The sequence below is a fragment of the Salinisphaera sp. C84B14 genome (assembly GCF_040361435.1).
GTDB lineage: Bacteria > Pseudomonadota > Gammaproteobacteria > Nevskiales > Salinisphaeraceae > Salinisphaera.
The window spans coordinates 146,645-154,786 of record NZ_APNL01000009.1; the positions used below are offsets into that span (position 1 = coordinate 146,645).

The 8,142-nt window shown below is 63.2% G+C and carries 5 protein-coding genes and 1 pseudogene; 4 read left to right on the forward strand and 2 right to left on the reverse strand.

Features of this window, described 5'->3' with window-relative positions; translation table 11 throughout:
• Window positions 1-40: 40 nt before the first annotated feature.
• A pseudogene (metH, locus tag C84B14_RS10020) lies at window positions 41-2,761 on the forward strand (methionine synthase); the annotation flags it as partial.
• A gap of 29 nt (window positions 2,762-2,790) precedes the next feature.
• Here the strand turns inward: metH and C84B14_RS10025 are convergent.
• The gene (locus tag C84B14_RS10025) at window positions 2,791-3,780 is read right to left on the reverse strand and encodes a T6SS phospholipase effector Tle1-like catalytic domain-containing protein (protein WP_353223801.1); all 990 of its coding nucleotides are present in this window, start codon (window positions 3,778-3,780) and stop codon (window positions 2,791-2,793) included.
• Between the two features lie 189 nt (window positions 3,781-3,969).
• Between C84B14_RS10025 and C84B14_RS10030 the strand changes: the two genes are divergently transcribed.
• Window positions 3,970-4,593: a LysE family translocator gene (locus tag C84B14_RS10030; protein WP_353223803.1), complete on the forward strand. Its 624-nt coding sequence runs from the start codon at window positions 3,970-3,972 to the stop codon at window positions 4,591-4,593.
• 15 nt (window positions 4,594-4,608) lie between these two features.
• Here the strand turns inward: C84B14_RS10030 and C84B14_RS10035 are convergent, their stop codons facing one another.
• Complete coding sequence (locus C84B14_RS10035; RefSeq protein WP_353223805.1) at window positions 4,609-6,126, reverse strand: Na+/H+ antiporter NhaC family protein; 1,518 nt, start codon at window positions 6,124-6,126, stop codon at window positions 4,609-4,611.
• 172 nt (window positions 6,127-6,298) lie between these two features.
• On the opposite strand from C84B14_RS10035, the gene C84B14_RS10040 reads away from it, so the two are divergent.
• Window positions 6,299-7,540: an Nramp family divalent metal transporter gene (locus tag C84B14_RS10040; RefSeq protein ID WP_353223807.1), complete on the forward strand. Its 1,242-nt coding sequence runs from the start codon at window positions 6,299-6,301 to the stop codon at window positions 7,538-7,540.
• Between the two features lie 191 nt (window positions 7,541-7,731).
• Window positions 7,732-8,136: an Sbal_3080 family lipoprotein gene (locus C84B14_RS10045; RefSeq protein WP_353223809.1), complete on the forward strand. Its 405-nt coding sequence runs from the start codon at window positions 7,732-7,734 to the stop codon at window positions 8,134-8,136.
• Window positions 8,137-8,142: the final 6 nt, after the last annotated feature.

An 8,142-nucleotide genomic window follows, 5' to 3' on the forward strand; every position in this document is an offset into this window, starting at 1 on the left:
AATCTGTGAAATCTGCCCAATCTGCGGATAAACCCGTCTTATGACCTCAGCAATCAACTTCATCAACATCGGCGAGCGCACGAACGTTACCGGTAGTGCGCGTTTCAAACGGCTGATCAAGGAAGAGGATTACGACACCGCCCTATCGGTGGCCCGTGAGCAGGTCGAGAACGGGGCCCAGATCATCGATATCAACATGGACGAGGGCATGCTCGACTCGGTCGAGGCCATGCGCAAGTTCCTGAACCTGATCGCCGGCGAGCCGGATATCGCCAAGGTGCCGGTGATGGTCGACTCCTCGAAGTGGGAAGTCATCGAGGCCGGGCTGCAATGTATTCAGGGCAAGGGGATGGTCAACTCCATCTCGCTCAAGGAAGGCGAAGACAAGTTCCTGGAACAGGCCCAGGCCTGTCTGGACTACGGCGCCGCCGTGGTGGTCATGGCCTTCGACGAACAGGGCCAGGCCGATACCGAGGATCGCAAGGTCGAGATCGCCGAGCGCGCCTACCAGTTGTTGATCGAAAAGCTCGACTTCCCGCCCGAAGACATCATCTTCGACCTCAACATCTTCGCCATCGCCACCGGTATCGAAGAGCACAACAACTACGCCGTGGACTTCATCAACGCCACCAGGCGCGTGCGTGAATCCTGTCCGGGCTGTCATGTCTCCGGCGGGCTGTCGAACGTATCGTTTTCGTTTCGTGGCAACGAAACCGTGCGCCAGGCCATGCACTCGGTGTTTCTCTACCACGCGATTCCGGCCGGGCTGGACATGGCCATCGTCAACGCCGGGCAGCTGGAAGTCTATGACGACATTCCGGAAAAGCTGCGCGAGGCCTGCGAGGACGTTGTCCTCAACAAGCGCGACGATGCCACCGAACGGCTACTCGACCTGGCCGAGGAATACAAAGGCAAGGGCAAGAAGAAGGATTCCAAGGAAGACCTCGCCTGGCGTGAGTTCGAGGTCAACAAGCGCCTCGAACACGCGCTGGTCAAGGGCATCGACAGCTACGTCACCGAAGACACCGAAGAAGCCCGCCAGCAGGCCACCCGGCCGCTGGATGTGATCGAAGGCCCGCTCATGGACGGCATGAACGTGGTGGGCGATCTGTTCGGTGCCGGCAAGATGTTCCTGCCGCAGGTGGTGAAATCCGCGCGTGTGATGAAAAAGGCCGTGGCCTATCTGCTGCCCTTCATCGAAGAAGAAAAAGAAGAGGCCGACAAGGGCTCGAACAACGGCACCATCATCATGGCGACGGTGAAGGGCGACGTACACGATATCGGCAAGAACATCGTCGGCGTGGTGCTCCAGTGCAACAACTTCGAGGTGATCGATCTCGGCGTGATGGTGCCGATGAACGACATCCTCGACGCCGCCGAGAAGCACAACGCGCACGTCATCGGCCTGTCCGGGCTGATCACCCCCTCGCTCGACGAAATGGTCAACGTCGCCGCCGAAATGCAGCGTCGCGGCATGAACACGCCGCTGCTCATCGGCGGGGCGACCACCTCGCGCGCCCATACCGCGGTCAAGATCGACCCCGTCTATGAGGGTGCTGTGATGTGGGTGAAAGACGCCAGCCGTTCCGTGCCGGTGGCCTCACGCATGGTCAGCGCCGAGGGCCGTGCCAAGCTGGAAGCCGAGCTCAAGGACGACTACGACAAGCTGCGCGAGCGCCACGCCAACAAGCGCAAGGACAAGTTCCTGACCCTGGCCGATGCGCGTGCCAACGCGGTGAAGCTGGACTGGGACAACTACGAGCCGCCGCGCCCGCAGCTGCCCGAAACCACCGACTACGCCCTGCGCGAGGCGCCACCGCATATCAGCGGCGAGGCCAGCGACGAATCCGGCGTCTATGTGTTCGAGGATTTCCCACTGGAAAAACTCGTGGACACCATCGACTGGACGCCGTTCTTTCTGTCCTGGGAGATGCGCGGTCGCTATCCGGACATCCTCAACGACCCCCACAAGGGCCCCGAGGCGCGCAAGCTCTTCGACGAGGCCCAGGCCATGCTCAAGCAGATCGTGGAAGACAAATGGCTCACCGCGAAGGGCGTGGCAGGCATCTTCCCGGCCGAGCGCGTGGGCGACGATATCCACGTGTTAAGCGACGATCGCAGCGAAACCGTGCATATCATGCACAACCTGCGTCAGCAGACCGAGCATCGCGAAGGCGTGCCCAATCGCTCGCTGGCCGATTTCATCGCCCCGAAAGAGTCGGGCAAGAAGGACTGGGTGGGCGCGTTTGCGGTCACCGCCGGGCTCGGTTCCAACGAAATCGTGCAGCGCTTCAAGGCCCAGAACGACGATTACAACGCCATTCTCGTCGAAGCGCTGGCCGATCGTCTGGCCGAATCCTTCGCCGAATGGCTGCACAAGTTCGTGCGTACCGAAATCTGGGGCCATTCCGCGGACGAATCCCTGTCCAACAGCGACCTCATCGGCGAGAAGTACCACGGTATCCGTCCGGCCCCGGGTTATCCGGCCTGTCCGGAACATACCGAGAAGGACACGCTCTGGCAGATGCTCGACGTCGAAGCGCGTACCGGCATCGAGCTGACCGAATCGCGGGCGATGTGGCCGGGTGCGGCGGTATCCGGCTGGTATTTCAGCCATCCGGAATCGCGCTATTTCGTGGTGGGCCGCGTAGCCAAGGATCAGGTCAAGGACTATGCGGCGCGCAAGGGCTGGGATATCGCCACTGCCGAAAAATGGATCGGCCCCAACCTTGGCTACGAGCCGGGCGGCGGCGAGGACTAGACCCCACTGCCCGCACGTGGCCTGGCCTATCAGTCGTCGGCCGGCTGTTCGCCAAGACGGCTGCGCACCTCGGCCGGCAGGTTGTCCGGGGCATAGTCGCCGACCCGGCGCAGGCGCTCTCCGACCGAGGGGTGGAAGGCATCGTCGCGCCCGGGCCGGCGCACATAGCGGCCCAGCAGTCGCCAGAGGCCGTGGTAGGAGTGGTGCAGCGTGCCGGCAGGGTCGCCCTGTAGCCGATCGAAAGCGTCCGGCTTGAGAGCCAGCCCCTGGGCCTGCGCCTGTTCGAGCATCCAGCCCAGCGTGATATCGGCCAGGCCACGTTCGTCGTAGCCGCCACCGACATCGCTATGCACGCCGGCAAACCACAGCTGGCGCGCATTCTGGCCGGGCTTGAGCGCGCTCTCGTCCCAGGGCGTGGGCTCGAACTTGCGCCGCTTTTCGTCGATCGCAAGCGCGTGGACGGCATGACATACGCCAGGGCTGAGCTTGTTGTCATGAAAGCTGCGTAGCCGGATCAGCACGCCCAGCGCGCCCACCGTTTCCCAGACGCCGACAAAATGCGGCGCACAGCGGGTCAGCGGCTGCTGATAGCGCTCGACCGCCGACGTATCGCCGTCGAGCCATGCCTTGACCGTCTCTTTCGCGCGAGCGTGATCGCCGGGTTCGAGTATGCCCACCTGATCGATCAACGCGGCCAGCGAGCGGGCCGCGAAGGCGCCCCGGCTGAAGCCGAACAGGAACACGCGATCCCCCGGGGCATAGGTATCGATCAGGAATCGGTAGGCGCGGACCAGGTTCTGGGTAATGCCGTACCCGAACGCCGCACCCAGACCCTTGCCCAGGGTTTCGCCCACGTTCACGCCAAAAAAGCGCGCGCCGAAGGTGCCCACGCCCGGTTCGTAGAACACACGCTGGTCCGGGCCGTCCACGAGCGCGTTGTAGAGATGGACGACGTTGGTGTTCGAACTGGCGAACTGGCTGTTGGTGCCGTCGCAGCACACGACGATGTTCTTGGCCATGGGGCGATCGCCCGACAGGAAACAGGACGGTCACGGTCACAGCGATTACCGCCGGCTGCAATCCGGATGTGTGCCTAGGCGTGTTCGAACGCCGACCCCACGAACGCTACAATGAGCCGCCCCGCCGGTCGAACGCAACGCTCCCGTTGTGTTGAAAGGCCGTAGCCCAAGCCGCAGGACCTCGGGTCGATGCTCGATCTACCGAAATTATCCGTGTTCGTTCCCACGTTCATGCTGGTCTCGCTCACGCCGGGCATGTGCATGATGCTGTCGCTGAGCCTGGGCATGAGCATCGGCGTGCGCCGCACGCTCTGGATGATGGCTGGCGAGCTGGTGGGCGTGGGCCTGGTGGCGGTTTCGGCGGTGATCGGTGCCGCGACCCTCATGCTGAGTTATCCGACGCTGTTCACCGCGCTCAAACTCGCCGGCGGCGCCTATCTGGTCTATCTGGGTATCGCGATGTGGCGCGCCAGCGGCGAATCGGCATTGCCGGCCGCCAACCGGGACGGCGACGCACTACGTCCGGCCGGCCTGATCACCCAGGGCTTTGTGACCGCAATCGCAAACCCCAAGGGCTGGGCCTTCTTCATCGCGCTGCTGCCGCCGTTTCTCAACCGCGACAACGCTCTGGCGCCCCAGCTTCTGGTGCTGGTCGGCGCCATTCTGACCATCGAGTTCTGTTCGCTAATGGTCTATGCGGGCGGCGGCCATGCCGTGCGTAGTTTCTTGCGCGAGCCGCGCAACGTGGTGCGGCTCAACCGCGTGGCCGGCAGCCTGATGATGGCCGTCGGCGTGTGGCTGGCGCTGGGCTGAACGCGCGGAACGCGTTCAGCCCGGCGTCGCACGCGCAATCATCCAGATCGCCACCGTCTGGATGATCAGACCGGCGACCAGCAGCACCCACGCGGACGAAACCGCCATCGAGGCGATATAGAGCAGTCCGGCCACCACTGCCGGCACCAGCGCATAGGGAATCTGTGTGCGCACATGGGCGATATGATCCGAACCGGCAAAGATCGACGACATCACCGTGGTATCCGAGATCGGCGAGCAGTGATCGCCAAAGATCGAGCCGGAGAAGATGGCACCGATCGCCATATGCACCAGCGTGATATCGCCGATGTTGTAGGCCAGCGGTACCGCGACCGGGGTGAGGATCGCCATCGCGCCCCAGGAGCTGCCGGTCGCAAACGAAATCACCATCGCGATGGCGAAGATGAGCACCGGCAACAGCCCCGGCGAGAGCCAGTCGCGGGTGGCTGCGATGACGTGTTCGCCGGTATCCAGCGCGCCGGTCACCGTGCCAATCGTCCATGCCAGGACCATGATCACCAACGCCGGCAGCATGGTGCGAAAACCGGCCAGCAGCGTGTTTTCGCAGTCCTCGAGGGTTTGCCGTTGAAACAGTGCCAGGGCCATGGCCGTACAGACCATGGCGAAGGCAGCCCAGGATAGCGACACGGCCACGTCGGTATCGGCCAGGGCATCCATGAGCGGCTTGCCCTCGGCGCCGCCGCCGGTATACCACAGCGCCCAGCAGGCCACGCCGAGCAGTACGCCCAGCGGCAACAGAAAGTGATACAGCCGGCCGTTTTCGGTATCCGCTTCGCCGAGATCGTTCTCGATCGCCGACAGCGGCGTGTCCCCCGGCGCGACCAGGTCGCCGTCTTCCTCGGCACGCCGCTCGGCCGCACGCATGGGCCCGAAGTCGCCCAGAATCACGATCGTGGGCACTGCCACCAGGCACAGCAGGGCATAGAAGTTCCACGGAATCGACTGCAGGAACGCCATGTAGGGCTTTTCCGTGGTCAGGCTCAAAGCGGTGAACGCGGCCGCGATCAGCGACACCTGATAGCCGATCCAGTCCGAAACGGGGCCGAGGGTGGCCATGGGTGCCGAGGTGGAATCCAGAAGATAGGCCAGTTTTTCGCGCGAGACGCGATGTTCCCCGGTCAGATCCCGCGTCGCGTTACCCACGATCACCGAATTGACGTAGTCGTTGAAGAAGATCACCAGCCCGAGCAGCCAGGTCAGCAGCTGGGCACTGCGCCCGGTGGAAATACGCCGCGACAGCCAGCGCGAAACCGCATGCGAGCCGCCGGTGCGATACATGAACGCCGCGCCGGCGCCCAGCAGTGATACCAGCACCAGAAAGCGGGCGTTCCATTCGTCGGTCATCACCTCGGCGAACCAGTCGAAGGTCTGGCCCACCGCGGCCACCGGATTGCCGGCCACGAACCAGCCGCCGATCCAGATCGCCAGAAACAACGACATATTGACGCGCCGTGTTGCAAGCGCGAGCAGCACCGCAGCCAGCGGCGGGGTGAGAGAGATGATCAGATCCATGCAATAGTTCGCCGGCGCGGCTGCGCGCGCAGGCGTCCCCCAGAGAAATTCCGTTTCAGATTGGCACGAATCGCCTGCATGGTGAAGGCATGTCGGCTTGAATCCGCCGGCATCGCGACTGTGTTGTAATCGACGACAGGTCTTTACAGCCGTGTCGAAACACGAGCGCGCCATGCTGCAACGCCTTCGGACGTCTCGCCTCAAGCAATTCGGCCCCGGCCTGCTGGTCGCCGCCGCGTTCATTGGCCCGGGCACCGTGACCACCGCGAGCGTGGCCGGCGCCGAAACCGGCTATGCGCTGCTGTGGGCGCTGGTGTTCTCGATCTTCGCCACGCTGGTGCTGCAGGAAATGAGTGCGCGGCTGGGCATCGTCGCGCGGCTGGGCCTGGGCGACGCGTTGCGCCAGAGCTTCGACACGCCGGTGCTGCGCTGGGCGGTCATCGCGCTCGTGGTGGTGGCGATCGGTTTGGGCACCGCCGCTTTCGAAACCGGCAACATTACCGGCGCGGCGCTCGGCCTGGAAACCGTCGTCGGGCTGTCCACACGGGTCTGGGCGCTGATCGTGGGCGGCGCAGCTTTGGCTTTGCTGGCCACCGGCCATTACAAACTCATAGAACGCGTACTTGTTGCGCTCGTTCTGACCATGAGCGTGGTGTTCATCCTCACGGCCATCATCGTGCGTCCGGATATCGGCGCCATCCTCGCCGGCATCTTCGCGCCGGGCCTGCCGCAAGGCTCGGTGCTGACCCTGATCGCGCTGGTCGGCACCACGGTGGTCACCTATAACTTCTTTCTGCATTCGGCGGCCGTCCAGGACAAATGGCCCCGCGACGTACCCACCGACCGCGCGCTGCGCGAGTCGCGCGTGGACAGCGGCCTGTCGATCGCACTCGGCGGACTCATCACCCTGGCCATCGTGATCACGGCGGCCGCGGCCTTTTTTACCAGCCAGACGCCGGTCGAAGACGCCGGCCAGATGGCCGTCCAGCTGGAGCCGCTGCTCGGGCCTGCCGCACAGTGGTTCTTCGCGATCGGACTGTTCGCGGCCGGCATGACCAGTTCGGTGACCGCGCCTCTGGCCGCGGCCTATGCCCTCACCGGCGCGCTCGGAAGCAAACCGAATCTGACCAGCAACCGCTTTCGCGCGATCTGGGCTTCGATCATCCTGATCGGCATGGCCTTCGCCTGGTTCGGTACCGAGCCGGTGCGTGCCATCGTGATCGCCCAGGCGGCCAACGGCATCCTCCTGCCGCTGATCGCGATATTCCTGCTCGTGGTCATGAATCGTCGCGACCTGCTCGGCGAACACCGCAACGGGCTTGTAGGCAATCTGCTGGGCGCTTTCGTCGTGGTCGTCGCCACCGGTCTCGGTCTGTATACGCTGCTGAGCGTTTTCGGTCTTGTGGCGGCTTGAAAAAGTGACGTACAAGACACGCAGTACGCGAACAACTATGTAGGCTACTGGGCAATCCGCAGTGGCCTGTGCCATATTTCTTGTCGGGCCCGCGTTAACGATTGGTGGATAAACACTGGTTACGCGTGGAATAAGGGGAACGCTGCCGGCGGTTTAATTACGCCATGACAGCGAGGAAATTGGGGGACGCAATGCGATATTTGTTCGGCTGTCTGCTCTTGGCAGCCCTGACCGCCTGTACGGCGGTCAACGTCAGACCGGTTGAGAATGTCGATGCGCTAGATACGGTCTGCATCGTCGAAAACGATCGTGTGCCAATCGACGATATCCTGGAGGTACTGCAGGAGGGCTTCCAGCGCAACGGCGTCGATACACGTATCGTGACGCGAGAAGGAACCGGCTCTTGCGAAACCGTGCTCACCTACATGGCGAGGCGATACTGGGATGTAACGTTCTATATGACATCCGCGGAACTCTGGCTCTGGCGCGACAACGTCCAAATCGGCTATGCGGAGTACCATCTACGCAACAATGGCGGCATGTCGTTGGCGAAGTGGAAAAGCACGCGCGCAAAACTAGATGTGATCTTTCAGTAGGTTGTT

What these genes read in the sequence shown, in the direction of transcription:
- C84B14_RS10025 (WP_353223801.1), bottom strand. Translation starts at nt 3,780, where the DNA reads ATGGCCAAGAACATCGTCGTGTGCTGCGACGGCACCAACAGCCAGTTC.
- C84B14_RS10030 (WP_353223803.1), top strand. Translation starts at nt 3,970, where the DNA reads ATGCTCGATCTACCGAAATTATCCGTGTTCGTTCCCACGTTCATGCTG.
- C84B14_RS10035 (WP_353223805.1), bottom strand. Translation starts at nt 6,126, where the DNA reads ATGGATCTGATCATCTCTCTCACCCCGCCGCTGGCTGCGGTGCTGCTC.
- C84B14_RS10040 (WP_353223807.1), top strand. Translation starts at nt 6,299, where the DNA reads ATGCTGCAACGCCTTCGGACGTCTCGCCTCAAGCAATTCGGCCCCGGC.
- C84B14_RS10045 (WP_353223809.1), top strand. Translation starts at nt 7,732, where the DNA reads ATGCGATATTTGTTCGGCTGTCTGCTCTTGGCAGCCCTGACCGCCTGT.